This window comes from Pseudorhizobium endolithicum, assembly GCF_902153245.2.
Lineage (GTDB): Bacteria > Pseudomonadota > Alphaproteobacteria > Rhizobiales > Rhizobiaceae > Neorhizobium > Neorhizobium endolithicum.
On sequence record NZ_CABFWF030000007.1, the window covers coordinates 12,712 to 14,381 of the forward strand.

1 protein-coding gene is annotated in these 1,670 nt (G+C 57.8%); it reads left to right on the plus strand.

Annotated features, from left to right (window positions below; genetic code table 11):
• A partial coding sequence (locus tag RTCK_RS04500; RefSeq protein WP_185927913.1) for an SIS domain-containing protein occupies nucleotides 1-652 on the plus strand: 652 nt, incomplete at its 5' end.
• Nucleotides 653-1,670: the final 1,018 nt, after the last annotated feature.

The following is a 1,670-nucleotide window of genomic DNA, read 5'->3' on the forward strand; positions in this document are numbered from 1 at the left end:
AGAGATCGGCGTCGCATCGACGAAGGCCTTCACCTGTCAGCTGACCGTCCTCGCTTCGCTCGCCATCGCCGCCGGAAAGGCCAGGGGCATCATCTCCGCTGCAGAGGAAAAGCAACTCGTGAAGAGCCTGGCGGAGATGCCGCGTCTCATGAGCGGGGTGCTGAATGCGATCGGGCCGCAGATCGAGGCGCTCTCCAGGGAACTCTCCAGATATAAGGACGTGCTCTATCTCGGCCGCGGCACGAGCTTCCCCCTGGCGCTGGAAGGTGCCCTGAAGCTCAAGGAAATCTCCTATATCCATGCCGAAGGCTATGCCGCTGGCGAGCTCAAGCACGGGCCGATCGCGCTCATCGACGAGAACATGCCGGTGATCGTCATCGCGCCGCACGACCGTTTCTTCGAGAAGACGGTTTCCAACATGCAGGAAGTGGCGGCCCGTGGCGGAAAGATCATCTTCATCACGGACGAAAGGGGCGCTGCTGCGTCGAAGCTTCCGACCATGGCGACCATCGCTCTGCCCAACGTCGCCGAGATCATCGCCCCGATGGTCTTCTCGCTGCCGATCCAGCTACTGGCCTACCACACCGCGATCTTCATGGGCACCGATGTTGACCAGCCGCGCAACCTCGCCAAGTCGGTCACGGTGGAGTAACCATAGACGCCTGTTGTCGCCCAGAGGCTTGCATCGTGGGAGAGAGCATGCGGCATGGTGCCCTCCGACGTCGATTTGGGCCATGTGGAGTGCTCCTAGACGATCTCCTCGGTGATTTGCTTCAAGCTGTTATGGATGGTGCGGACAAGTGGCATTCGATGCGGGACCTAGTCAGCAACTATCTATCGCGGGCTGATTGGGTCATCATTCTGCCCATACTACTCCACCTACATCTAGTCGAGCTCGGCTTCATGGCCTGAAGGGCCCCTTCTGAAGGTTCCGGTCTCCGACATAATGTCCCGCCCCCCGCGACGCCTGTTGCGGCCTCATCATCATCTCTTAGACAGGATCCGGGATATTCTCTTCTGTCATCGCCTTCCTAGTTGCGTGTCGCCCCACTACCAGAGCGGCTCAGGACGGAATTTGATCTCTGTTCCTGTCTCCAGCACAATGTGCAGGTGCCGGATCATGCCAGATCGTCTGGAAGACGGCAGCAATTCCGATTGTTGAATGTCCTGGACAATAGATAGACACTCGAATTGAGCTGATCCTGCGGTCGGTCGGCTACAGGCAGAGCCGCAACCAGAAATCAGACGATGTGCCACCCCACAGCACGAGAAGGAAAACTAGAGGCGAATAACGGTTTCCGAAGACCGGAGCGAGCAGAATGCCCCCCTTGACCGGGAATTGGCCGGTCGAGATTTCTCCGCTTCAGAGCCTCGCCTGACAGAACAGGATCCAATCTTACCTCGTCGGCCGGCAGTGGCAAAGACGACATCCACTGGAAAGTGAGACGGTCAAATCGACCATGTACAGCGTGTCGGTGTCCAAGGGTGAAAACCCTCGTCCATGGCAGCTCGCTCTTCGAATTCACCGCTCCTGCCGCTGTAGGAGCAAGTGCTAGTCTTTTCGTCGCCAGATCGTCCACGTACCTTCCTCAATCCTGCAATTGCTTTTCGATGGATTATGCAGTCGGATCGGCTATGAGGAGCTGCAGAACCACGATGGATCAGATCAA